The following is a 25,144-nucleotide window of genomic DNA, read 5'->3' on the forward strand; positions in this document are numbered from 1 at the left end:
CGAGGTGATGGGACTTGACTGTTCTTTAGCCCATATCGACCGTGCTTTATCGAAGTTGCTGTACCCGAAGGGGTAAACGATGTGTTGTAAGTCACGAGTGTCACGGGTGAATTACCGGGATTGCCCCGCAAAGAAGGTCTAGTCCAGACGCATCAATGCCGTTACGTTAGCGCGACGTTACGTTGGGTTGTCTCAGGGGTGGGGCTCTGTGGTGTGGCGTGCGCGTGGGCGGGGATATCGGACATGGTTGACGGCGGGGTTGGGCACGGCGCTGTTGCTGGGCACGGCGCCCTTCGTGGAAGCGAGCGCGGTCCCGGGTAGCACGCCCGCACCTTCGGCGGCGTCGGACACCGCTGCCGGTGCAGAGACCGCGGCGATCACGGACACCGAGGAACAGGCGGCGGCGCGGGCGGAGCGTACCGGTGAGCCGGTGGAGATCGCGTCGTTGCGTGGCGAGTCCAGTGAGGTGTTCGCCACTCCTGACGGGAACCTGGAGGCGCGCGAGTATCTGCGGCCCGTGTGGACCCGTGTGGGTGGCGAGTGGAAGGCGATCGACACCCGGCTCGCTCCGGCCGCGGACGGGATGGTGGCGCCGGGGGCGACGACCGTGGGGCTGGAGTTCTCCGGTGGTGGGGCGGCGCCGTTGGTGCGGATGGCCCGGGCCGGGCGGGAGTTGTCGCTGTCGTGGCCGGGTGAGTTGCCGCAGCCGCGGCTGGAGGGTGATGCGGCCGTCTACCCGGAGGTGTTGCCGGGGGTCGACCTGCGGATGGGGGTGCAGGCTGACGGCTTCGCCCAACTGCTGGTGGTCAAGACCGCCGAGGCGGCGCAGAATCCGGAGTTGACGCAGCTTCGGCTGCACCTGGGCGCGACGGGGATGGACGTACGTGAGACCGTGGCCGGCGGCTTGGAGGCGGTCGATGCCGGTGCCGGCGGGGCGGTGTTCGAGGCGCCGCAGCCGGTGATGTGGGACTCCAGCGGCGGCACTACCCCCGGCGCCCGGAGCGGCAGTGATCCGGGTGGTGAGCCGGTGGCGGGGGAGTCGGGCAAGCTGGCCCCGGTCGGCGTCGAGGTCGCCCAGGAGCCTGACCAGTTGGTGCTCACTCCGGACGCGCAGGTGCTGAAGGGTGCGGACACGGTGTATCCGGTGTTCATCGATCCGCAGTGGTATTCGCCGCGGGCGTCGGCGTGGACTTTCGCGTCGAAGTACTGGGCGTCGTCGCCGCAGTGGAAGTTCAACGGCGAGGACAACGCCGGGATGGGCTACTGCGGCTGGGACTATTGCGCGCCGCACGACACCAAGCGCGTCTTCTACCGCATCCCGACCTCCCGCTTCGCGGGCAAGTCGATCCTGTCGGCGGAGTTCGTCGTACGAAACGTGTGGTCGGCTTCCTGCGCGGACCGTTCGGTCGAGCTTTGGCGGACCAAGGACATTTCGTCCTCCACCACCTGGAACAGTCAGGATGCCGGATCCGGGTTCTGGCTCGACCAGTTGGACGCCCGCTCCTTCGCATACGGCTACGACGGCTGTGCGGCGAAGGACGCCGAGTTCGGTATCAAGTCCGCGGTGCAGCAGGCGGCCAACAACAAGTGGTCGACGATGACCTTCGGGCTGCGAGCGGCCAATGAGGATGACAAGTACGCGTGGAAGAGGTTCTCCAGCAAGGCGTTCCTGCGAGTGAAATACAACCGGCCGCCTACTCAGATCAAGATGTCTCAGTTGACGATGAAGTTCGGCGGTGTCTGCAAGCGTCCTGACAACAAGGCGCGGGTGCGTACCCTCAGCACGATCTACGCCAACGATGTCACCGATCCCGATGGTGACAACGTCTCGGTACAGTTTCAGGCCAAGTGGGACGGCGGGAGCTGGAAGCCTGCGAGGACCGGCAGCAAGCCATCGGGCCGGACCTTCGCCATCTCGCTGCCGACCCGCGACCCGGCGATACCCGCCGATACCACGGTGCACTGGTACGCGCGTGCCCACGACGGGGCGCAGTACTCGCCCTGGTCCTACGCGGGTGATCCAACCGGCTGCTACTTCGTCTACGACACCAAGGAACCCAAGGCACCCTCGGTGACCTCGGGCGAGTATCCGGAGTCCAATCCGGAAGACCCGAATGACCCGTGGCTGGACGGGGTGGGTCAGTACGGCACTTTCACCGTTGACTCGCCCGATGCGGATGTGAACCGGTACCGCTACGGCATCAACAGTGATCCCCTGCCTGCAAACGAGGTGTCAACCTCCGGCGGCGCGGCGAAGGACATCAAGATCCTCCCGGCGAGGCCGGGCCTGAACTTCTTCACCATCCAGTCCTTCGATACGGCCGGCAACAACAGCGAGACCCGTACGTACCAGTTCCGTGTGAAGGCGGGGCAGCCGGATCGCGCGACGTGGCAGCTCGACGAGCCGGCCGGTGCCATGCAGGCGGAGGGCTCCACGCCGCCACGCACCCTGGCTCTCAAGGGCGGGGCGACCACGGGCGCCGCCGGGGCCGAGGGCACCGCGCTCGGGCTGAACGGCACCGATGCCTACGCGGCCACCGATCTGTCGGCGGTCAACAACACCGGCGGTTTCACCGTCTCGGCCTGGGTGAAGCTGGACGCCAAGCCGACGACCGGCGCGGCCGTGGTCGCCTCCCAGCCGGGCAACGAGCGGATGGGTTTCGCGCTGCACTACGCGGCCGCTCATGACCGCTGGATCTTCAACGGCTTCTCCGCCGACACCCCCGACGCCACCGTCCACCGGGCCATGGCACCCAACCCCGGCGGCGTCCAGACCGGAACCTGGACCCATCTCGTCGGCTCGTACGACTCCGTCGATGACAAGCTCCAGTTGTTCGTCAACGGCACCCTCGTCGGCGAGACCCCCTTCGTCAGCTCCTGGAACGCCCGCCGCGGCCTCCAACTGGGCGCCGGCTCGGCGGCCGGGGTTGCCAGGGACTTCTTCCCCGGCACCCTCGACAAGGTCCAGATCTTCGACAAGCGCATCGCCCAGGACGAGGTCGACAAGCTCTACGCCAAGCAGACCATCGGCGACCCCGGCCGCCCCGCCACCGCCGTCTTCGAACTCGACGAGCCGGCAGGCGCCACCGAGGTCGCCGGGCGCGGAGGTGTGCTCCCCGCGCGCTACCACGGTGGCGTGACGACCGGCGTGGCCGGCGTGGCGGGCAAGGCCACGAAGTTCAACGGCACCGACGGCTACGCCCGTATCGGGCAGACCTCCGGACCGCACATCAACAGCGAACGGTCCTTCGCCGTCTCCGCCTGGGCCAAGCTGGACGCCAAACCGGATCGTCAGGCGACCGTCGTGGCGCAGGCGGGCGAGTTCGCCCTGGGCTTCGAGCTCTACTACTCCGCCGCCTACGACCGCTGGGTGTTCAACCAGTACGCGTCGGACACCGCGGGCGCACCGATCATCCGGGCGATGGCCGACCAGCCGGGGGACGCCTACGCGGGCACGTGGGCACATCTGGTCGGCGTGCACGACACCACAGCCAACACCCTGACCCTGTACGTCAACGGCAAGAAGGCCGGCTCAACGACTCTGGTCGACGCCTTCTACGCCGCCGGCTCCATGTACGTCGGCGCCGTTTCCGTCAACAACACCCTCAAGAGCCACTTCCCCGGCACCATCGACGACGTACGCCTCTTCAACCGACCCATCTCCCCGGCCGAGGTCCAGCAGCTCTACAAGCAGCGCCCCTTCGTCAAAGGCCGCTGGATGTTCGAAGAGGCATCCGGGACCACACCCATGACCACGCCGGACGAGGCAGGTGGCAACGACCTGACACTGGGTGGCGGGGCAGCCCTGGGCCAGGGCTGGATCGACTTCTCCGGCCTTGAGCTCGACGGCGTCGACGCCTATGCCGCCGCCGGTACCGTCCCGGTTGACACCTCCGGCAGCTTTACCCTGACCGGCTGGGCACAGGCTGCCGCCGTGCCGGATCATGCGATCGCCATGGCCAGTGCGGAAGGCGTGAACACGAGTGCCTTCTCCATCCGGTACGTCCCCGACGCAGGTGGAGTCGGGCGCTGGCAGGTTGCTCTACCCAGCACCGACGCTGCGACGGCGCCTGTGGTACGGGTGGATAGCGCTAATTTTCACGACGTACGCGAGTGGAACCATCTGGCGCTGGTTTACGACGGTTTCTCGAAAGAGCTCCAGTTCTACGTCAACGGCGTGCTGGAGGAGACCGTTTGCGCTGACGACGACGGCGACGGCGAACCGGATCAGGCCGGTTGTGAGGACATCGTGCCGTGGGCGCAAGACGCGCTTTCGTTCAAGGCGAGCAAGTCGCTCCAAATCGGGAGGTCGAAGGCCGGCAGTGGCTTCGGCGAGTACTTCCCCGGTGCCGTGGATGATATCTGGACCTTCCAGGGTGCGTTGAGTGAATTCCAAATCGGATGGCTCACATCCAACTGGTTCGACGTCCCGACCGAGGTCCCGCCCGGCGGTTGATCGAGGCATGTGCGGGTCTGTCGGCGATGTACCGGCGTGTCGATTGTTCAACTGGGCCGCACTGCGGCGCTGCGCCCGGGAGGGGCAAGCATGGGTTTAGTAAATGCACAGACGCGGATAAGCCGAGCTTTGCACCGGCGGGTGGCACTCGGCGTCGCAGCGGTAATGTGCGCGACACTCTTGCAGGCGGTGGTGTCGCCAACCTCTCGGGCCGAGTCAGTCGGATTGTCTGCCGCGCCTGACCGCGGCGAGGTGGTTGCGGGAACGAACGCCACCGTCGAGCCGCGAGCAAAGTCCAAAGGGCCACGTACGCCGAAGCGAGCTCCAGAGGCCGTGTGGCCGAAGCCAAGCACGACGCTCCTCGATCTGCCTTTGGCGAACGGCGCCGTGGCTGCTGACGGGATGCCCGTGGGGCTCCTACCCTCCACGGACCGCAGCGCGGAAAACGCACAGCAGACGGCCACGGGCCAGGCCCGGGTGCGGACGTACAGTCGAGCAGTGTCCTCGAAGGCCGGTGTGCGGGGGTTGCTCTTCTCCCTCACTGGCGAGGTCGGGAGTCGCGGGCGGACGGGCGTCAGCGTGGATTACAGCGACTTCGCCGAGGCTTTCGGCGGTAACTACGCCTCCCGGCTGGGACTCACGAGCCTGCCTGCTTGCGCGCTCACCACACCGGAGAAGCCGGCCTGCCGCACCACCACTCCCGTCCAGGCACACAACGACACCGAGGAACAGACCCTCACCAGTGCACACATCAACGTGCGCTCTGGTGAGACCACCTTGCTGGCCGCAGCCGCCGCCGCGGACGGCGACCAGGGAGATTTCAAGGCCACCCAGCTCCCCCCGTCTTCCACCTGGGACGTCAGTCTCAACACCGGCGACTTCACCTGGTCGTACGACGTACCGGTGCCCGAGGTGCCCGGTGGCCTGAAGCCGAACGTCGGCCTGGCCTACTCGTCCGGAGCCATCGACGGCCGTACCGGGAACACCAACAACCAGTCGTCGTGGATCGGCGACGGCTTCGAGATGTGGCCCGGATACATCGAACGTCGCTACAAACCCTGCGTCGACGATGGCGTACCTGCCGACTCCCATGGCAACGGGCCGGGTGATCTTTGTTGGGGTTATGACAACGCGGTCCTCTCCTTCAACGGCAAGGCCGGAGAACTTGTACCGGCCGGCGGCGACGAATGGAAGCTTAGAAACGACGACGGCACTCGCATCAAGCGGTTGACATCTGCCGACCGTGACAACGGAGACAACAACAACGAGTACTGGCGCCTGACCGACCCGAACGGCACCCGCTACTACTTCGGTTACCACCGCTTGCCAGGATGGGAGTCGGGCAAGGAGACCACCGACTCGACCTGGTCGGTGCCGGTCTTCGGTGACGACTCGGACGAACCGTGTCACGACGCCGCGGGCTTCGGCTCTTCCTGGTGCCAGCAGAGTTGGCGATGGAATCTCGACTACGTGGTCGACACCCACGGAAACGCCGTCGCCTACTACTACGACCAGGAGAAGAACTCGTACGGCCGTAACCTGAAGGCTGCCAACAACACCCGTTACACCCGTGGCGGGACTCTCGACCGCATCGAGTACGGCCTGAAGTCCTCGGCGGTCTACGACAAGCCGCTAGCGAAGGTGAACCTCGTCAACGGCGAGCGCTGCCTCCCCAGCAGCCAGACGGACTGTAGCGATATCTCCAAAGACTCAGCCTATTGGTACGACACCCCCTGGGACCTGAACTGCGGTGAGACTGCCGACTGTGACCAGGGCCGCTACTCACCGACATTTTTCACGCGAAATCGTTTGACAGATATCGCTACCCATGTGCTGAAGAGCGATGGCAGTTACGGCAAGGTCGACTCCTGGGAGTTCAAGCACCGCTGGGGGCAGGCGGACATCGACTACCAACTGCTACTGGACTCCATTCAGCACACCGGCCACACGGCAGACCCCGCGATCACACTACCGAAGACCACCTTCGCCTACACACAACTCGCCAACCGGCTGGACAAGACCGGAGACGGCTACGCCCCCTTCATCAAGGCGCGCCTGTCGGCAGTTGCCGACGAGACCGGCGGACAGGTCTCAGCCGACTACTCCGCCGAAGCCTGCGGCTGGGCCGACCTGCCCACCCCGCAGTCGAACACGACCCGCTGCTTCCCGCAGTACATCGGCGGCAGTGATACCGCGGATCCCGAGAGGCAGTGGTTCAACAAGTACGTCACCACCAGAGTGCTGGCGAGTGATCGCACGGGTGGCGCGTCCGACATGGTCACCCGCTACGAGTACCTGGACGGGGCAGCCTGGCACTACGACGATGACGACGGAATGACCAAGGAGAAGTTCAAGACCTGGTCGCAGTGGCGCGGCTACGGGCACGTGCGCGTCAAGACCGGCGGATCAGGCGGTGAGAGCGCCCTGATGTCGCAGGCCGACACGTATTTCCTACGCGGAATGCACGGCGATCGTGCCAACGGTGCGGGAGGTAGCAAGGACGTGCGGGTCGACCTCGGAGAAGGTGAGGGGGAGCTGATCACCGACCACGAGTCGGTGACCGGCTTCGCATACAAGACCGTCAGCTTCACGGGCCCGGGCGGCAAGATCCTGGAAAAGGTGGTCAACCGGCCCTGGCACCACCAGACGGCGAAAAGGGAGCGTTCCTGGGGCACGGTGACCGCCAACTTCACCGGGACGGCCAGCAGCAAGACGTGGACCTCCCTGGACAACGGGGCCGGTGCGAACTGGCGCACCACGCGAATAGACAAGAGCTACGACACCGTGGCCGGCCGTGTGACCCTTGTGGACGACTTCGCCGACACCTCCACCGCAGCGGACAATCGGTGCACGCGCACCACCTATGCCACCAACGTCGATGCCAACATTCTCGGTCTCCTCGCGCGCGAGGAGACTGTCGGCAAGGCGTGTGACGAGCCAGTGGACCGTACGAAGGACGTCATCTCCGACACCCGCACCGCGTACGACGGCGACCCCATCACCGGCACGCCCACCTCACCCACCAAGGGTGATGCAACCGCCGCTGCCGTCCTGAAGGCCCGGACGTCGGCCCAGGCGACGTACCTGGAATCAAGGGCCACCTTCGACGCCTACGGCCGGAAGCTCACCGAGACCGATCTCACCGCTGACCTTTCGTTCGACGGCAGCGGACAACTCGTCTCGCGTTCCGCCCGTACCGACGGACGAACGACGACAACCGCCTACACCCCCGCCTCGGGGTTCGTGGCACAGATCAAAGAGACCACACCCCCGGCAAAGGCCGGCGACAACGCCACGGTGCAGACGAGTATCACCGAGGTGGACCGCCAGCGTGACCTGCCGGTCAAACAGACCGACACCAACGGCAAGTCCACCGAGTTCGCCTACGACGCCCTCGGCCGGTCCACCAAGGTGTGGCAGGCCGACCGGGACACCAGCCAGCTCCCGACGTATCAGTTCAACTACCAGGTCACCGAGGGCAAGCCGGTGGCGGTCGCCACCAGGGCCCTGACCATCGGCGGCGGTGGGCAGCTCACTTCGTATGCGCTGTACGACGGCTTCCTGCGCGAGCGGCAGACACAGCAGCCGGGCCCCGGTGGCGGACGCCTCATCGCCGACACGTTCTACGACGAGCGAGGACTGAAGTCCGGGACCTACGCCCCGTACTACGCCGACGGTGCCCCGGCGGCCGCGGTGTTCGCGCCCGAGAGCGCGATCCAGGTCGAGACCCAGACCTGGCTACAGTATGACGGCCTAGGGCGGGTCATCGAGGAGAAGCAGGTGGCGGGCAGCGGTGGCGGGGGTGACGTCCTCGCGGTGACCACCACCAGCTACCGCGGAGACCGCACCACAGTGATTCCGCCGCAGGGAGGCACGGCCACCACCAGCCTGACCGACGCCCGTGGACGCATGACCGAAGTGCGATACCACCATGCACGCTCTGCCGAAGCGGTGTACGACACCACCCGCTATGTTCACAACCCGCGCGGCGAACTGGCGAAGGTCTCCGACGCCGCCGGAAACGCCTGGTCTTACACCTACGACCAGCTCGGGCGCCAGATCGAAGCGAACGACCCCGACAAGGGCATCACCACCAGCACCTACGACGACCGCGGCCAACTGACCTCCACGACGGACGCCCGCGGGGTCAAACTCGCCTACGTCTACGACAACCTGGGCCGCAAGACCCAGGTGCGTAAGGACTCGGCTACCGGAGAACTGCGCGCCGAATGGGTCTACGACACCATCATCGGAGCCAAGGGTCATCTCGGATCCGCGACACGCTACGACGGGACCGCCGCCTACACGTCCAGGGTGACCGCTTACGACCGGCTCTACCGGCCGATGAAGACCGCTGTCACCATCCCGGCCGTGGAGGGTGCGCTGGGCCGTACCTATCAGGCAGGCACGGACTACGCGGCGAACGGTCTCGTGCTCGGCGAGACGTACTCCGCGGCGGGCTCCCTGCCCGGTGGTGGTGTCAAATTCGCCTACGACGAGATCCTGCGTCCGATCAAGGCGTACGGGAACTGGGGCAACTCCACGATCACTTCCTACCGCCAGACCGGCCAGCCGATGCTGTACGAGCTCAAGGCAGAGGGAGGAACGCGTCAGGCCACGATCGCCAACACATATGAGCGCGGCACCCAGCGCCTGGCCACGAGCCGAGTGGATCGGCAGGACGTACCAGGGGTGGACAAGCACGCCACCTACACTTACGACGACATCGGCAACATCACATCCGTCGCGGACGTCAACAGCACCGGCACCGACAACCAGTGCTTCGCGTACGACCACCTCCGCCGCCTCACGGAGGCATGGACTGAGCCGGACACTGTGTGCCAGGCCGGCCCGTCTGCCGGTGCGATCGGCGGCCCGGCCGCGTACTGGCAGTCCTTCACCTACGACAAGACCGGCAATCGACTCAGCCGAACCGACCACGACACGTCCGGCAACACGGCCGGCGACACGCGGTACACCTACACCTATCCCGATGCGGGCCAACCGCAGCCGCACACCCTCACCTCGGTCATGAGTGAAGGCCCGACGGGCACCGCTGCGGACACCTACACCTACGACGCGACGGGGAACACTGCCACCCGTACTCTGGCGGGAGACGAGCAGACCCTCACCTGGGACGCGGAAGGCCATCTGGCGAAGGTCGCGACGCCCGTCGAAGGCGGCGGCGAGAAGACCACCGAGTACCTCTACGACGCCGAGGGCAACCGGCTCATCGGCCGCACGCCCACCGAGACCACGCTGTACCTGGGCCACACCGAAGTCGTCCTGCCCAAGGGGGCGAGCCAGGCGAAGGCCACCCGCTACTTCGACCTCGGCGGCGGTCACCAGGCCGTGCAGGAGGATGACGGCAGTTCCGGGTTCACCATCGCCGACCACCAGGGCACCGGCCAACTCGCCCTCGACGTCCAGACCCTTGACCTGCAACGCCGCCGGGAGCAGCCGTTCGGTACCCCTCGCGGCGAGCAGCCCACCGACTGGCCCGGCACGAAAGGCTTCGTCGGGGGAACCACCGACAAGGCCACCGGCCTGACGCACCTCGGTGCACGCGAGTACGACCCGACCACGGGCAGATTCATCTCGGTAGACCCGCTGATGGACCTGACCGACCCGGAATCCCTCAACGGCTACACCTACGCAGGCAGCAGTCCCCTCACGTTCTCGGACCCCACCGGTCTGTCCCGGGCGGACGCATGTGGCGCGGGTTGCCCTGTCGGGGGCACCGGCCCGGGCACCGGAAACCCGCTCGAGACTATCGGCAGTGCACCGAAATATCCGATCTATCCGCCTGTCAAGCAAAGTAGCCGTAGTGGTGGCGGAGACTCCTCGAAACAGCGGCCGGTCCTTTCCGGTGGAATCGTGGTCCCTTCGCAGAAGCAATTGGAGGGGATGGGGTACAACTGGTCCCGTGAAGATGTCGCCCACTCCGAAATGCTCAATCAGTGGGCCAACAGCCAATGCATGAGTGAACCCGGTTCGGCGCTTTGCGCGGATCTCCATGCCCTGGGCTGGGTCAGTCCCACCAAGGATTTCCTCGAGCTCATCGGATATCGCGATGCCGAACGCTGTGCCGATGGCGACGGCGGATCTTGCGTATGGACGTTCGTTGGTTTCGTGCCCTTCGGCTCCGTTGGGAAGGCGGCCAAGCTAGTTCGCAAGGGTGACAACGTAGCAGCCGCTGCCCTCGGCAAATGCGTACGTCACAGCTTCTTGCCCAGAACCAAGGTGCTCCTTGCGGACGGCCGTCGTAAGGCTATCGAGGACATCAAGATCGGTGAGAAAGTCAGGGTAACCGAGCCTGCCACGGGCAAAACGGGCACCCGTGAGGTCATACGCACCATCCGCACTGAGGACGACAAGCACTTTGTCAAACTGACGGTCGCCACCCGTGACGGTGAAGCAAGCGCTTTGACCGCTACCACGGCCCACCCATTCTGGGTCGTCAACGGTGATCGATGGGTGGACGCCGGCGATGTCACTCTCGGTATGGTGCTGCGCACGCCAGAGGGCGGCGGCGTCGTCGTTGTGGATGTCGACGACTACACCAAGCGCCAGCGTACCCACGACCTGACGATCGACGACATCCACACGTACTATGTGCTCGCGGGGCAGACTCCCGTCCTTGTGCACAACTGTGGAGGAGATCCACATGCACGAGGTGGGGCCTATACACTCCGGGATGTGGATGGCAATGTGGTCAGAACCGGGCGAACAAATGACTTGCAGCGGAGAGAACGCGAGCACGCCCGCGCGGACGGCACGGCCGACTACAGGTTCCAAGTCGAATACCGCACGGACGTCTACAAGGAACAGCGTGGTCTGGAGCAAGTTGTCTGGATGCTCAACGGGCGTCCCACATTGCCCGGTGTGAGAAGGACGGCGGGAGTCGATGCAAGGCATCCGAAATACAACGAGTACATGGATGCTGCCGGGCAATTCTTTGCCAAATGGTATCCAGGGCAGGGCGGTTAGATGTGACTCGAAAGTTGCCGTATTCGTCAGGCGACATCTTCGCGGTGCCTCTTCGTGATCGAGGGTACGCGATCGGTGTGGTGGCACGGATGGATGGCAAGGGCATCGTGCTCGGCTATTTCTTCGGTCCGCGCGTGGAGCCCCTCGAAGACCTGCCGCAAACGCGTACGCTTGACGCGAATTCGGCAATTAAGGTCTGCCGTTTCGGTGACCTCGGGCTTGTTCGAGAGAAGTGGCCGGTCGTGGGGAGGGTGGAATCATGGAATCCTGCTGAATGGAATGTCCCTGACTTCTGTAGGGACGGGAATATTCGTGTCGTTTACAACGGTGATTCGCTCACGGTTTCCCGGGAGGAGCGGCTCGATTCACGTGAGTGTCGGCTGCTTCCGCAGGACGGACTCGAAGGGGCTGGATTTGTAGAGATCAAGCTCACTCGCCTTCTTGGTGCGTAACTCATCACAGACAGGCTCTGCCCGATACATTCGGCGGGAGGGCGATGCGCCGCTCGCCGCCGGCGTGCGTCACTTCGGTGGGCCGGCGCGAGTCGATTCAGACTCCGGTTTCTCCGCCGTGGCTTCTCATTCGACGCCGTGGCTGGCGGTCAGGTGAGGAGTTGTTCGGCGGGGGCGGGGAGTTCTTGGCCTACCAGGGCGTGGAGGCGGGGGTAGGCGGTGGGGTGGCCCAGGAGGATGGCGGCCTGGAGGGTGCGGGCTTCCGGGTCCAGGATGAGTTTGGCGTAGCGGGTGGCCGGGGTGGCGTTGGTGTAGGTGAGTTCGATCGCGCCCGGGGTGGTGGCGTGGAGGTTGCCCATGCTGGCCACGTCCACGCCGGGGAGCTTCAGCACCGTCGAGGGTTCCGCGGGGGAGAGGGGCGGTTGGGGCGTGGGGGTGTTCAGGAGGTGGCCGGCTACCTGGGCTGCCATGTGGTAGCCGGGGGCCACCGTGCCCGTGCGGCGGCCGTGGACTGCCGCGCAGTCGCCTATTGCCCAGATGGCCGGGTCCGGCGTGCGGCAGTCGTCGCCCACCAGGTAGCCGCCCCTCTCGCCCCGCGGCAGGTCCGCCTCCGGTGCCAGGTCGTCGCGTGGGCGCGTGCCTGCGGTGAAGACCACCATGCCGGCGTCGATGCGGGTTTCGTCCGCGAGGGTGATGCCGGTTGCCCTGCCGGTCCGGTCGCCGTTCACGGACAGGAGTGCCGTTCCCTGGTGCAGGCGGATTCCCCTGTGGCTCAGGCGCGTTGCCAGGAGTTCCGCCGCCATGGGGTCCAACTGCGCCGGCATCAGGTGCGGGGCCGCCTCCACCACGTGCGGGCGTATACCCAGGTGGCGGCGGAGTGCTTCCGCGGTTTCGAGGCCCAGTAGGCCCCCGCCGACTATCACCGCCCTTTCGCCCGACGCGGTTTCCGCCGCTCGCCGGATTGCGTTGACGTCTTCCAGCGTTCGGTAGACGTGGCAACCCCGCAGTTCCGCTCCCGGTATGGGCGGTCTCGCCGGGGTCGCGCCCGTGGCCAGTACCAGCGCGTCGTACGGCACCCGTTCGCCGTCCGCCGTCACCACCTCGCGCGTCCGTCTGTCGATGCTCGCCGCCCTGGTGGAGGTACGGACCTCCACCAGCGGATCGCCCGTTGCCCGAAGCATCAGCTTGCCTGCCGGTACGCCCCGCAATCTGTCCGCCAGCGCGATGCGGTTGTACGCCTCGAAGGGTTCCTCGCCCAGTACCACGATCCGCCAGCGGTTCTCCCGGTCGCGGGAGCGCAGCTCCTCCACCAGCCGGTGTGCCGTCATTCCGTAGCCGATGACCAGGAGGCGCTTCATGCCGTGCTCCCGGCGAACTCCCGGCAGAGGACCTGGACGTCCTCCGCGCACGACCCGCATCCCGTGGTCGCCCGCGTCGCCCCCGCCAGCGCGTCCGGGTTCCGCGCGCCCCCGGCCCAGGCCGCCGCCAGTGCCCCCTTCGTCACGTTGTTGCAGCGGCACACCACCGCCTCCGGCGGCAGTGCGGGCAGCGGGCCCGTGCGGGGGGCGGAGCGGCCCAGGAGCAGGGCGAGGCGGCTCGACGGGAGGGGGGCGCCCGTGTCGTAGAGCTGGGTGAGCGTGGCCAGGGCCTGGGGGAGGCCGACCAGGGTTGCGGCCGTCAGGCGGCCCTTCGCGTTGACCGACAGGCGGGCGTACCGGCCGCGGGCCGGGTCGCGGTACGTGACGATCTCGTCTCCGGTGCCGAACCCGCCGCGGCCCAGCACCCCCAGGGCCAGGCCCGGTACCCGCAGCCGGAACACCGGCCGGTGCCGGCTGCCTCCGCCTTCGTACGCGGCCTCCCTGCCCGTCAGCGACCTCGCCACCGCCTCCGCCTGCTCCCAGCCCGCGAAGAGCGACCCCGACGGCCGGCCCGCGGGCTCCGCGCAGTCGCCCACCGCGCGGATCGCCGGGTCGCTGGTGCGTCCCCAGGCGTCGGTCAGCACCCCGGTCCGTACCGCCAGGCCCGCCGCCTCCGCCAGCCGGGTGCGGGGGCGGACGCCCGTGCAGCACAGCAGGGTGTCCCAGGCCAGCAGCCACTCGTCGTCCAGCGCGACCTTGCCGGGCAGCACCTGGGCGGCCACCCGGCCCAGCTCCAACCGGACGCCCAGCCCCGCCAGATGCCGGGTCAGCAGGCCGCCGGCCTCCGCGTCGAGGCGGTCGTGCAGGGGGTACGGGCCCGGGTGCACCAGGGTGACCTTCCGGCCGCCGCGCCGCAGCGCCGCCGCGGTCTCCACGCCCAGCGGCCCGCCGCCCAGGACGACGATCTCGTCGCCGCGCACGCGGGTGCAGTCCGTCAGCGAACGCAGCCCGGTGACGCCGTCGACCAGCCAGCCGGAGGCGTGGCGCAGGCCGGGTACGGGCGGGAGGTGCGGGCGGGCGCCGGTGGCCAGCACGAGGGTGTCGTACGGGATCCGGTCGTGTTCCGTCGTACGCACCAGCCGCCGGCGGCGGTCGATGCCGGCCGCGGAGACGCCGTGGCGGAGGTGGACGTCGGGCAGGTCGGGCAGGCGGAGGTCGGTGGCGGTGAGGCTGCCGTCGAGGAGGGCGGGGAGGAGGACGCGGTGGTAGGCGGGGCCGGGTTCGGAGTCGAGGAGGGTGACGGGGCCTTCGTGGCCGTGGTGGCGCAGGCGTTCGGCGACGCGGTGGCCCACCGGGCCGCCGCCGACGATCACGATGCGGGGACCCGTAGCGCTCATCCCGCCCCGCCCCGTACCGCCGCCGCCTCCCGTACCCGCTCCGCGGCCTCCCGTACCGCCGCCTCCCGTATCCGCTCCGGCGGCGCCACCGACTCGTCCGTCCCCACCGGCTCCACGCTCACCGCGCTCACCTTGAACTCCGGCATCCGGCTGCGCGGGTCCAGCGCCGTCCCCGTCAGCAGGTTGGCCCGCCCGTGCCCCGGGAAGTGGAACGGCAGGAACACCGTGTCCGTCCGCAGCGTCGCCACCAGCCGCACCCGCGCCAGCACCGCCCCCCGCGCCGAACGCACCCGCGCCAGCTCGCCCTCCGCGAGACCCGCCCGCGCCGCCGTGTCGGGGTGCATCTCCACCGTCGTCTCGGGCGCGGCCCGTACCAGCTCGGGCACCCGGCGGGTCTGCGCGCCCGACTGGTAGTGCGCGAGCTGCCGGCCCGTCGTGGCCCACAGCGGGAAGCGGTCGTCGCGGGTGTCGGCGGGGTCGCGGTGCTCGACGTCCTGGAAGCGCGCCTTGCCGTCCGGGTGGGCGAAGCGGTCGAGGAAGAGCCGCGGGGTGCCGGGGTGGGGGGCGTCGCCTTCGGGGGTGGCGGGGCAGGGCCAGTGGAGCGCTTCGCCGGCGTCGAGGCGTGCGTAGCTGACGCCGCTGTAGTCGGCGGTGCCGCCGCGGGAGGCGCGGCGGAGTTCGTCGAAGACGCGGCGCGGGTCGTCCGGGAAGCGCTCGGCCGGCTGGCCGAGGCGGACGGCGAGTTCGCGGAGCACGGCCAGGTCGGTGCGTACGCCGGGCGGGGGCGTCAGGGCGCGGTGGCGGCGCAGGACGCGGCCCTCCAGGTTGGTGAGCGTGCCCTCCTCCTCGGCCCACTGGGTGACCGGCAGGACGACGTCCGCCATGGCCGCGGTCTCCGACGGTACGAAGTCCGCGACGACCAGCAGGTCCAGCTCCGCCAGCCGGCGCTGGACGCGCGCGGCGTCCGGCGCGGACACCACCGGGTTCGAGCCGAACACCAGCAGCGCCCGCGGCCCGCCGTCGGTGCCGAGGGCGTTCAGCAGCTCCGCGGCGCTCAGCCCCGGGCCCGGCAGGCTGTCCGGGTCCACGCCCCACACGCCGGCGACGTGGGCGCGGGCCCCGGGGTCGGTGATGTGCCGGTAGCCGGGCAACTGGTCGGCCTTCTGGCCGTGTTCGCGACCGCCCTGCCCGTTGCCCTGCCCGGTCAGGCAGCCGTACCCGGAGCCTGGCCGGCCCGGCAGCCCCAGCGTCAGCGCGAAGTTGAGGAACGCCGCGACCGTGTCCGTGCCCTTGCTGTGCTGCTCGGCGCCGCGCCCGGTGAGGACGTACGCGCGCCGGGCCTCGCTCAGCAGCCGTACCGCCTCCCGTTGCGCGTCCGCCGGCACCCCGGTCACCAGTTCCGTGCGCTCCGGCCACCAGCCCGCGGCCCGCCGCCAGGCGGCGCGGAAGCCGACGGTACGGGCCCCGACGTACTCCTCGTCGTGCAGGCCCTCGGTGACGGCGATGTGCAGCAGGCCGAGGGCGAGCGCGAGGTCGGTGCCGGGGGCGGGGGCGAGGTGGAGCGCGGCGCGCTCCGCGGTGGCGGTGCGGCGCGGGTCGATGACGACGAGGGCGCTGGCCTTGTTGAGGTGGCGCATCAACGGGGGCATGGTCTCGGCCGGGTTGGCGCCCGCGAGGAGGATGGTGTCGGCCTCGCCGAGGTCGGTGACGGGGAACGGCAGCCCGCGGTCCAGCCCGAAGGCCGCGACGCCCGCCGCGGCGGCGGAGGACATGCAGAACCGGCCGTTGTAGTCGATCATCCGGGTGCCGAGCGCCACGCGCGCGAACTTGCCCAGCAGGTACGCCTTCTCGTTGGTCAGCCCGCCGCCCCCGAAGACGGCGACGGAGTCGGGGCCGTGCGCGGCACGTATCTCCGCCAGCCGGGCGGCGACGGTGTCCAGCGCGGTGTCCCAGGCGGCGGGGACGAGGGGGCCGGGGCGGGCCCGGTCGCGGTTGCCCTCCGGGGCGCGGTCGCGGCTGCGGGCGCGGTCGCGCAGGAGCGGGGTGCGCAGGCGGTCGGGGGCGCGCAGGACGGCGGGGGCGGTCCAGCCCTTCTGGCACAGGCCGCCCTGGTTGACGGGGAAGTCGGCGTCGGGCTCGACGCGCAGCGGCTCGCCGGGGGCGGCGCCGGGCTGGAGGCGGGTGCCGCACTGGAGCGCGCAGTACGGGCAGTGCGTGGCCACCGGCGACCCGGGCGGCGGGCCCGGGGACGGCGAGTTCGGTGCACGCGAGGAACCACTGCCCATTTCCGGATACCCCACTTCAGGCGTCACCGCTTCGGAGCCGTACTCATCATCGCCCGCCGGGGGCGCGGGCGGGAATTGACAGCTTGCTGCTAATTCCCGCCCACGCCGGGGGAGACCGGACATTCCGGAAGCTACGCGCCCGCCCGCTCCCGGTCCGGTACGTCCCCGACCTGCGCGGACTCCGGGACCTCGACGGACGCCGGAGCGCCGGTGGACTCCGGAGCGCCGGTGGCCCTTGTCCGCGCCGCCCCCGGTGCCGGTCCCTCGCTCAGCCCGACCCTGGCGTGCAGCCGGCGCAGCGCCGCCGGGGCGTACCAGGCGGACCGCCCCAGCAGCCGCATCGCCGCCGGTACGAGCACGCCCCGTACCACCACCGCGTCGATGAGGATCGCCAGCCCGCTGCCGAGCCCGAACATCTGGATGAAGCTGACGCCGCTGGTGACGAAGGCGAAGAAGCTGACGGCCAGCAGCCCCGCGGCCATCGTGACGATCCGGCCGGTGCCCGCCAGCCCCTTCGCGACCGCCTCGGCCGGTGTCGCCCCGGCGTCGTGCAACTCCTTGATGCGGCTGGTGAGGAAGACCTCGTAGTCCATGGACAGGCCGAAGACGACGCAGAACATCAGCACCACCGTGCCCGTCTCCATCGGCTGGGCGGTGAAGTCGAGCAGCCCGCCGAGGTGGCCGTCCTGGAAGATCCAGACCATCGCGCCCATGGTGGCCATGAGGCTGACGGCGTTGAGCACCAGGGCGCGCAGCGGCTGGATCACGCTGCCCGTGAAGAGGAAGAGCAGCACGAACGTGGTGCCCAGGATCCAGGCGACGGCCAGCGGCAGGCCGCCGGCGATGGCGTCCTTGGAGTCCACCAGCCGGGCGTCGCCGCCGCCGACGAGCGCTTCGGCGCCGGCGGGCGGGTCGACGGCGCGGATGTCACGGACGAGGTCCTGTGCCGCGCCGGAGGCCGGGGCCAGGTCGTGGACGAGGGTGAGCCGCTGCGCGTCGGGGGCGGCGAGGGCGGCGGCGGCCGGGCCGGGGGCGGCGCGGCGGCCGTCGGCGTAGCTGCCGGTGGCGGCGTCGACCTGGCGGACGCCGTCGAGGCGGGAGAGGTCGCCCGCGTACGCACCGAGCGCGTCGGCCGCCACCGGGCCGGTGGTGACGATCTGCACCGCGGCATCGCCGTCGGCCGTGGCCGCGAACCCGGCCCGCAGCTCGGCGGTGACCTGGCGGCTCTGCGCGCTCGTGGGCAGCACCCGCTCGTCGGGGGTGCCGAAGCCGACGCCCAGCAGCGGGCTCGCGGCGAGCAGCAGCACGGCGAGCACGGGCAGGGACGTCAGCACGGGGCGGCGCATGACGGCGCCGGCGATCCGGCCCCACAGCGGGGAGTCGGTGCGGTGGGCGGCGCGGGTGCCGGGGACGCGGCCCTTGTTGACGCGGTGGCCGAGCAGGGCGAGCAGCGCGGGGATGACGAGCAGCGAGCTGACGGCGGCGATGGCCACGACCCCGATCCCGGCGTACGCGAACGAGCGCAGCGAGAACAGCGGGAAGACCAGCAGCGCGGCCAGGGCGGCCACGACGGCCGCGGAGGAGAACGCGATGGTGCGCCCGGCGGTGGTGACGGTGCGGCGGACGGCGTCGGGTACGGAGTCGCCGGCCGCCAACTGCTCGCGGAAGCGGGAGACGAGGAGCAGGCCGTAGTCGATGCCGAGGCCGAGGCCGAGCGCGGTGGTGAGGTTGACGGAGAGGACGGAGACGTCGGTGACGCTGCCGAGCACGTACAGCTCGGCGAGCGTGCCGAGGATCGCGATCAGCCCGATGACGAGCGGCAGCAGCGCCGCGACCAGGCTGCCGAAGGCGATCACCAGCAGGACGAGGGTGACGGGCACGGCGATGGCCTCGGCGAGTGCGAGGTCTTCGGCGACCTGCGTGGACATGTCGCTGTTCACGGCGGCGGTGCCGCCGGCGCGCACGGAGACGCCGTTCCGCTCACCGGTGTACTCCTCCATCAGGGCTTCGGCGTTCTTGCCCTCGTGCCGGTCGCCGCCCTCGACGTGGGCGAGGACGAGCGCCTGGTCGCCGTCGCGGGACTTCAGGGCAGCGTCGTCGCGGTCCCAGTACGACACGACGTGGGAGACGGTCTCCTCGGCGCGCAGCCCGTCGGCGATCTCCCGGCCGCGCTCGGCGGTGGCGGGTGCGTCGGGGCCGCCCTGCTGGGCGTCGACGAGCAGCACGAGGTTCGTGTCGCCGCCGAACTCCTCGTCGATGACCTGCTCGGCGCGGCTGGACGGCGCGTCCGGGTCGCTGAACCCGCCGCCGCTGAGCTTGCCGAAGGCGCCGAAGCCGACGACGGCCATGACGGCGACGGCGAGCGCGGCGAGGAGGAGCAGGGGGCGGGCGCGGCGGACGGCGAGTTCGGCTATGCGCGACAGCATCGCTCTACCGCCCCTCGGTGGTGCGGGTCACAAACCGCGGGATGCCCCGGGCTGCGGGGGCCGTGGGTGGGGCGGTAAGGGCTGGCATGACGATCTCCCGATTCGTATGGGCTGTTCCTTTGGTTAGAGGTTATAACTCCCGTGAAAGGTTGGAGTCAATGGCGAGGGTGATACCTTCTAACGGAACCTTGAAGCTGTAAGGGGTGGGTGGCAGGCCATGGCCGGACAGACGGACTCGACGACTCCCCGCGAGCGCTACCGCGCCCAGGTGCGCGCGGAGATCAAGGAGCACGCGTGGGACCAGATCGGCACCGCGGGCGCCTCCGCGCTCTCCCTCAACGCGATCGCCAAGCAGATGGGGATGAGCGGGCCCGCGCTCTACCGCTACTTCGCCAATCGCGACGAGCTGATCACCGCCCTGATCAGGGACGCCTACCAGAGCCTCGCCGACACGATGCACACCACCGCGGCCAAGGCCGGCGTCGTCACCGGCGCCCCTGACGTCCACGCCCTGGCGCGCTCGCTGCGCATGTGGGCGCTGGCCGACCCGCAGCGCTACCTGCTCATCTACGGCACCCCCATCCCCGGCTACCACGCGCCCGACGACATCACCGCCGTCTCCGCCGAGATCATGGCGACGCTCCTCGACGCCTGTGCCGCGCTGCCGTACGAACCCGCCCCCGCGCCCGGCCCCGCGCCCGGCCCGGCCCCCGCCTCCGCGCCCTTCGCCGAGCACCTGGAGACCCACCGCGACTGGGCCCGCGGCCACCCCGCCCCGGCCGCCGTCCTCCACCGGGCCCTGACCGTCTGGACCCGGCTGCACGGCGTGCTGTCGCTGGAGCTGGCGGGGCACTTCGCCGGCATGGGGTTCGACCCCGCCGAGCTGTACGCGGCCGAGGTCGCCGCGGCCACCGCCCCGCCGCCGCCCGCGGGCTGACGGGGCGTCACTGACCGGCGGGTGTTCGCGCAGGTCGCCGGGCATCCCGGCGTCGTCCAGCCTTCAGGCGGTGCCCATCCGGGCGTAGCTGCCGCTTCCCCGCGACTTTTCTTTGCGCTGTCATGGTCATGCGAGTTCTCAGGCAACTTCCCACACAAGAAGGAAGATTCCGTGAGCTCTCGCTCAAATCCGGATAGGCGCAGCGTGCTCGGCACCGGCGGCGCCCTCGCCCTCGGCACCCTCGGTGCCGCCGCCGGCGCCCCGGCGCTGCTTGCCCCCTCCACCGCCACCGCCGCCGAACGCAGCGGCACCGCCGACGGGTTGCCCTCCGGGCTGTTCACCCTCGGCGTCACCTCCGGCGACCCGCAGTCCGACGGGGTCGTCCTGTGGACCCGGCTGGCGCCCGACCCGCTCGCCGGCGGCGGCATGCCGGCGCGGCCGGTGCCCGTGCAGTGGCAGGTGTCCGACACCCCTTCCTTCACGCGGATACGCAAGCGGGGCGCCGCACTCGCCCGCCCCGAGCAGGGCCACTCCGTCCACGTCGAGGTGCACGGCCTGGCGCCCGACCGCGAGTACTGGTACCGCTTCCGCGCCGGCCGCGAGACCTCGCCGGCCGGCCGCACCCGTACCGCCCCCGCCGCCCACGCCCGCGTACGGAACCTGCGCTTCCTCTTCGCGAGCTGCCAGAACTGGCAGGACGGCTACTTCACCGCCTGGCACCACGCCGCCCAGGAGGACGTCGACTTCATCGCCTTCCTCGGCGACTACATCTACGAGTCCGTCCCCCGCGACACCACCGTCCGCAAGCACGAGGGCACCGACGAGCCGTACAGCCTCACCGACTACCGCAACCGCCACGCCCAGTACCGCAGCGACGCCCACCTCCAGGCCGCGCACGCCCACGCGCCGTGGATCGTCACCCTCGACGACCACGAGATCGACAACAACTGGGCCGACGACATCCCCCAGGACCCCGACAAGCAGACCCCCGAAGCCTTCCGCGCCCGCCGCATCGCCGCCCTCCAGGCGTACTGGGAGCACATGCCGCTGCGCCGCGCCTCGCTGCCCGACGGGCCGGACATGCGGCTCTACCGCTCGCTGCGCTACGGCAACCTCGCCACCGTCCACGTCCTGGACACCCGCCAGTACCGCAGCGACCAGATCACCACCCTCGAACAGGCCGAGGACCCGACCCGCTCCCTCACCGGCGCCGCCCAGGAGCGCTGGCTCGTCCGCGGCATGGAACGCTCCGGCGCCCGCTGGAACCTGCTGGCCAACCAGCTCATGTGGGCCCAGAACGACCGCAGGGCCGGCCCCGAGCAGGTCTTCGACTTCGACAACTGGGACGGCTACCGCGCCCAGCGCCGCCGCCTGCTGGAGTTCTTCGGCTCGGGCCGCACCGACAACCCGGTGATCCTCACCGGCGACCGCCACGCCACCTGGGTCTGCGACCTCAAGCCCGACTTCGACGACCCGGCGAGCCCGGTGGTCGGCGCGGAGCTGACCGGCTCGTCGATCTCCTCGGGCGGCGACAGCGACCCGGCGGCCTTCCACGCGACGTACGACCCGATCATGGCCGAAAGCCCGCACTGGAAGTACATCGACAACCGCCGCGCGTACGTGCTGTGCGACGTGACCCGCGAGCGGCTGACCGCCTCGCTGCGCACCGTCGACACGGTCTGGCGCCCGGAGGGCACGACGGCGACCACGTCGGCGGAGTTCGTCGTCGAGGCGGGCCGCCCGGGCGTCACCGTGGCGAGCACCCCGGCCCCGGCCCGCCCGATGCGCCTGGCGGAGCGGAACTACGACGTGGACGACGACCAGTTCTGAACGCGCGCCGACCCCGAACCGGCCACGGCCGCCCCGCTCTCCGGGGGCGGCCGTGAGCGCGAAGTGACTGCTCATGGGGGGCTGTGTGATACTCCTGGCGGTGCAGGGAGCGGCTGCGAGGAGAGGACCGGGCTCGATGGCGACCGCAGAGGCGTCGGAGCCGGCCGGGCAGGGCGGCGCGGACGCCGCCGCCGGTGCGGGGCGGGGCACGCAGAGCGCCCAGGGGCCCGGGACCGTGCAGATCGTGGATCACGCGCTCATGGTGCTCAAGGCCATCGCCGAGGCCGACCGACCGCGCGGCGTGCGGGAGCTGAGCCGGGACCTCGCCATCAGCAAGAGTTCCACGCAGCGCATCCTCGCCTCCCTGGAGCGGGTGGGGCTGGCCGTCGCGGACGAGGCCACCCGCAAGTACGTCGTCGGGCCCGCCGCGCTCACGCTCGCGTGGAAGCACGCCGACAACAGCGACCTGGTCAGTGCCGCCACCGGCACGACCGCACGCATCGCCGCCGTGACCGGCGAGACCGCCTGCATCTCCACCATCGTCGACGGCCGCCGCGTGACCGTGCACGAGGCGGAGAGTTCGCAGCCGCTGCGGCTGATCACCGGCGTGGGCCGGCCCTACTCGCTGTTCTCCGGCGCCACCGGCCGGGTCCTGCTGTCCCTGCTGCCCGAGGACGAACGCCGCCGGCTGGTACGGGAGCACGGGGCCGAGGGGCCGGACGAGACGGCCGCGGACCGGGTTCTGGGACAGGTCGCCGAGGTCCGCGCGAACGGTTACGCGCTCAGCCGCAGCGAGTGGATCGCCGGCGGCTGCGGTGTGGCCGTACCCATCGGCACGCAGGGCAGCCTCGTCGCCTCCCTGAGCATCTACGGGCCCGAAGCCCGGCTCACCGACGAGCGCATGGCGGAACTCGTACCGGCGCTCCAGAAGGCGGCGGCGGAGATCGCGCTCCGCTGGCGCCAGCCCGCGTAGCGCCCCCGCGCCCCGCGCACCCCGCCCGCAGCACCCCCGCACCACCCCCGCACCACCCGTGATTTCCGGCCGGTGAGGCGCCGATCAGGCGTCTGACCGGCTTTTTCGTGCCCGCATCGTTCTCCTCCCACCCCATTGACCTGCCCAAAAGCTGAAGGTACGGTGTCCCAATCGGTCTTGGTACAGTGTCCCAGAATCAAAGGTGAGGCTCTGATGTTGCTCGGCTGGCGTGCACGAATCGGGCAGATCCGCCCGGCGACGGCGATCGAAGGGGCGGAGGAGTGGCGTGAAGTAGCGCCTACGGGCGTGGCGTTCGCCGACGCCCGGACCATCGTCCCGCGCGTAGACGCCGCCGGGCTGCGGGAGATGATGGGCCAGGTCGTCGAGGCGTCGCGGCAGTTGGCCACCGCGAAGGTGGACCTGATCGTGCAGTGCGGCGCCCCCGGCACCTTCATCCCCGGCCCGGGCACCGACGAGAAGGTCACCGCCGAGATCACCGCCGCCACCGGCGTACCGGCGATCACCATGCAGCAGGCGACCAACGACGCGCTGCGCGCCCTCGGCGCGACGAAGGTCGCCGTCGGCAGCATCTACACCGACGAGGTCAACGAGGCCCTGCGCACGTACCTCACCGCCCTCGGCTTCGAGGTGGTGGCGATGGAGGGCCTCCAGCTCACCGACCCGTACGAGGCCAGCGTCCACGACGCCGACAGCGCCTACCGGCTCGGCCGCCGGCTGCACAAGGCGGCGCCCGACGCGGACGCCCTCCTCATCTCCTGCGGCACGTTCCGGACGTTCGAGGTGCTGCCGTACCTCGAACTCGACACCGGGCTGCCCGTGGTGACGAGCAACCAGGCATCCCTGTGGCGGGCCCTGCGCCACCTGGGTCTACGGGACGAGATGCCGGCGCTCGGCAGGCTCGGCGGCCTCCCCGGCTGAGCCCCGCCGCCCGACGGACCACACCCCACCGCACCGCAGAGGAAACAGGACCGTGCTCGTAGACGCCCTTCAGTTCAACAAGCCCGCACGCGAACGCTTCGAGGAGTGGCGCGCCGCCGGGATCACCGCCGTGCACGTCACCGTGGCCATCTGGGAGGACTCCACCGAGACGATGCGGGAGGTCGGGCGCTGGCAGCGGCACCTGGCCGAGCACGCGGACCTGCTGTGCGAGGGCCGTACCGCCGACGACATCCGCGCCGCGGACCGCGACGGCCGCACGGCGGTCGTCCTCGGCTTCCAGAACAGCAGCCCGTTCGAGGACGACCTCGACCTCGTCGGCGCGTTCCACCAGGCCGGCGTGCGGATCGCCCAGCTCACGTACAACACCCAGAACTCCGCCGGGGCCGGCTGCTGGGAGGCGGACAACGCGGGGCTCTCGCGCACGTACGGCGTGAACCTCATCCGCGAGATGAACCGCGTCGGGATGCTCGTCGACATCTCCCACTGCAACGAGCGGACCTCGCTGGAGGCGATCGAGACCTCCGAGCGGCCCGTCATGATCACGCACGCCAACCCGCGCGCGTTCGTCGGCGAGGACGTCGAACTCGCCTTCCGCAACAAGTCCGACACCGTGCTGAAGAAGGCGGCCGAGCAGGGCGGCGTCGTCGGCCTGAGCATGTACCCGCGGCTGGCGCCGAACGGGCAGGCGTGCACCGTCGCCGACTTCTGCGACATGGTCGCGTACACCGTCGAGCTGATCGGCGTCGAGCACGTCGGCCTCGCCTCCGACTACTACGCCGGCCAGGGCGACGAGGAACTGCACTGGTGGCGCCAGGGGCGCTGGAGCCGCAAGCCGCTGGTGCCGATCTCCGGCCAGGTCGACTTCCCCGAGTGGTTCGCCGCGGGCAGCGGCTACGCCGGCGTGCTCGCGGAGCTGCGCCGCCGCGGGTTCGGCGAGCGCGAGGTGGAGCTGATCTCGGGCGGCAACTGGGTGCGGGTCTTCGACGAGGGCTTCCGGCCGGGCGCGCAGGGCTGACCCCGGCCGGTTCCCGCAGCGGTACGGCACACCCGAGCACACACGACGACACACGACGACACACG

General features: G+C 69.9%; 12 protein-coding genes. 8 read left to right on the forward strand and 4 right to left on the reverse strand.

What is annotated here, in order from left to right:
• The first annotated feature begins 583 nt into the window (after positions 1–583).
• The 3 genes from QBL21_RS05740 (at position 584) to QBL21_RS05750 (ending at position 11,898) form a co-directional block, all read left to right on the forward strand.
• A complete protein-coding gene (locus QBL21_RS05740; RefSeq protein ID WP_407566319.1) occupies positions 584–4,456 on the forward strand; it encodes a LamG-like jellyroll fold domain-containing protein in 3,873 nt (1,290 codons plus the stop codon).
• A 498-nt stretch (positions 4,457–4,954) separates the two neighbouring features.
• Positions 4,955–11,446, forward strand: a complete 6,492-nt coding sequence (locus QBL21_RS05745; RefSeq protein WP_407560889.1) for an RHS repeat-associated core domain-containing protein — start codon at positions 4,955–4,957, stop codon at positions 11,444–11,446.
• Positions 11,422–11,898 (forward strand): immunity 26/phosphotriesterase HocA family protein, encoded by a 477-nt coding sequence (locus QBL21_RS05750; protein WP_407560890.1) that lies wholly within the window; start codon positions 11,422–11,424, stop codon positions 11,896–11,898. Before QBL21_RS05745 ends, QBL21_RS05750 begins: the two co-directional genes overlap by 25 nt.
• Before the next feature lie 149 nt (positions 11,899–12,047).
• On the opposite strand, the gene QBL21_RS05755 is transcribed toward QBL21_RS05750, so the two are convergent.
• The 4 genes from QBL21_RS05755 to QBL21_RS05770 all read right to left on the reverse strand — a co-directional run bounded on the left by QBL21_RS05755 (position 12,048) and on the right by QBL21_RS05770 (position 19,364).
• Positions 12,048–13,256, reverse strand: a complete 1,209-nt coding sequence (locus QBL21_RS05755; protein WP_407560891.1) for an NAD(P)/FAD-dependent oxidoreductase — start codon at positions 13,254–13,256, stop codon at positions 12,048–12,050.
• Positions 13,253–14,653: an FAD-dependent oxidoreductase gene (locus QBL21_RS05760; RefSeq protein ID WP_407560892.1), complete on the reverse strand. Its 1,401-nt coding sequence runs from the start codon at positions 14,651–14,653 to the stop codon at positions 13,253–13,255. The genes QBL21_RS05755 and QBL21_RS05760 overlap by 4 nt, the downstream gene beginning before the upstream one ends.
• Complete coding sequence (locus tag QBL21_RS05765; RefSeq protein ID WP_407560893.1) at positions 14,650–16,938, reverse strand: molybdopterin oxidoreductase family protein; 2,289 nt, start codon at positions 16,936–16,938, stop codon at positions 14,650–14,652. Before QBL21_RS05765 ends, QBL21_RS05760 begins: the two co-directional genes overlap by 4 nt.
• Positions 16,939–17,069: 131 nt before the next feature.
• Positions 17,070–19,364 carry an MMPL family transporter gene (locus tag QBL21_RS05770; RefSeq protein ID WP_407560894.1) on the reverse strand — a complete coding sequence of 765 codons (2,295 nt, stop codon included), beginning with the start codon at positions 19,362–19,364 and terminating at the stop codon, positions 17,070–17,072.
• 217 nt (positions 19,365–19,581) lie between these two features.
• Here QBL21_RS05770 and QBL21_RS05775 point away from each other — a divergent pair, with 217 nt between their 5' ends.
• From QBL21_RS05775 to QBL21_RS05795, 5 genes are all read left to right on the forward strand, one after another.
• A complete protein-coding gene (locus QBL21_RS05775; protein WP_407560895.1) occupies positions 19,582–20,301 on the forward strand; it encodes a TetR/AcrR family transcriptional regulator in 720 nt (239 codons plus the stop codon).
• Between the two features lie 204 nt (positions 20,302–20,505).
• On the forward strand, positions 20,506–22,131 hold the full coding sequence (locus tag QBL21_RS05780; RefSeq protein WP_407566320.1) for an alkaline phosphatase D family protein: 1,626 nt from the start codon (positions 20,506–20,508) through the stop codon (positions 22,129–22,131).
• A 136-nt stretch (positions 22,132–22,267) separates the two neighbouring features.
• On the forward strand, positions 22,268–23,104 hold the full coding sequence (locus QBL21_RS05785) for an IclR family transcriptional regulator (protein ID WP_407560896.1): 837 nt from the start codon (positions 22,268–22,270) through the stop codon (positions 23,102–23,104).
• Positions 23,105–23,317: 213 nt separating this feature from the next.
• Complete coding sequence (locus QBL21_RS05790; protein ID WP_407560897.1) at positions 23,318–24,043, forward strand: aspartate/glutamate racemase family protein; 726 nt, start codon at positions 23,318–23,320, stop codon at positions 24,041–24,043.
• Between the two features lie 52 nt (positions 24,044–24,095).
• Complete coding sequence (locus QBL21_RS05795) at positions 24,096–25,079, forward strand: membrane dipeptidase (RefSeq protein ID WP_407560898.1); 984 nt, start codon at positions 24,096–24,098, stop codon at positions 25,077–25,079.
• The last annotated feature ends 65 nt before the right edge of the window (positions 25,080–25,144 follow it).

The organism is Streptomyces sp. 184 (genome assembly GCF_045781775.1).
Lineage (GTDB): Bacteria > Actinomycetota > Actinomycetes > Streptomycetales > Streptomycetaceae > Streptomyces.

Bases quoted from the DNA above. Each gene is read 5' to 3' on its own strand.
- QBL21_RS05740 (WP_407566319.1), top strand. From the start codon at position 584: ATGGTGGCGCCGGGGGCGACGACCGTGGGGCTGGAGTTCTCCGGTGGT.
- QBL21_RS05750 (WP_407560890.1), top strand. From the start codon at position 11,422: ATGGTATCCAGGGCAGGGCGGTTAGATGTGACTCGAAAGTTGCCGTAT.
- QBL21_RS05755 (WP_407560891.1), bottom strand. From the start codon at position 13,256: ATGAAGCGCCTCCTGGTCATCGGCTACGGAATGACGGCACACCGGCTG.
- QBL21_RS05760 (WP_407560892.1), bottom strand. From the start codon at position 14,653: ATGAGCGCTACGGGTCCCCGCATCGTGATCGTCGGCGGCGGCCCGGTG.
- QBL21_RS05765 (WP_407560893.1), bottom strand. From the start codon at position 16,938: ATGGGCAGTGGTTCCTCGCGTGCACCGAACTCGCCGTCCCCGGGCCCG.
- QBL21_RS05770 (WP_407560894.1), bottom strand. From the start codon at position 19,364: ATGCTGTCGCGCATAGCCGAACTCGCCGTCCGCCGCGCCCGCCCCCTG.
- QBL21_RS05775 (WP_407560895.1), top strand. From the start codon at position 19,582: ATGGCCGGACAGACGGACTCGACGACTCCCCGCGAGCGCTACCGCGCC.
- QBL21_RS05785 (WP_407560896.1), top strand. From the start codon at position 22,268: ATGGCGACCGCAGAGGCGTCGGAGCCGGCCGGGCAGGGCGGCGCGGAC.
- QBL21_RS05790 (WP_407560897.1), top strand. From the start codon at position 23,318: ATGTTGCTCGGCTGGCGTGCACGAATCGGGCAGATCCGCCCGGCGACG.